General features: G+C 55.0%; 1 pseudogene. It reads left to right on the top strand.

Annotated features, from left to right (window positions below):
* Positions 1-220, top strand: a pseudogene (locus WFP70_RS26725) (IS3 family transposase); the annotation flags it as partial.

Genomic DNA, 220 nt, shown 5'->3' on the forward strand with positions numbered 1-220 from the left:
TGCGTAATGACGGGATGCCGCTGAACCATAAAACGGTCGGAAAACTGATGCGGGAACTAAAGCTGGCGTCGAACCTGAGGCCCAAGAAATACCAGTCCTGGAAGGGTCCCTGCGGGCACACCAGCGCTAACGTTCTGCAGAGAAACTTCCAGGCCAGCGAACCGAATCAGAAATGGGTCAGTGACGTGACGGAGTTCAGTCTGGGAGGAGGGAAAGTCTA

Origin of the sequence: Pantoea sp. USMM079 (assembly GCF_037153115.1) — a bacterium.
Taxonomy (GTDB): domain Bacteria; phylum Pseudomonadota; class Gammaproteobacteria; order Enterobacterales; family Enterobacteriaceae; genus Pantoea; species Pantoea communis.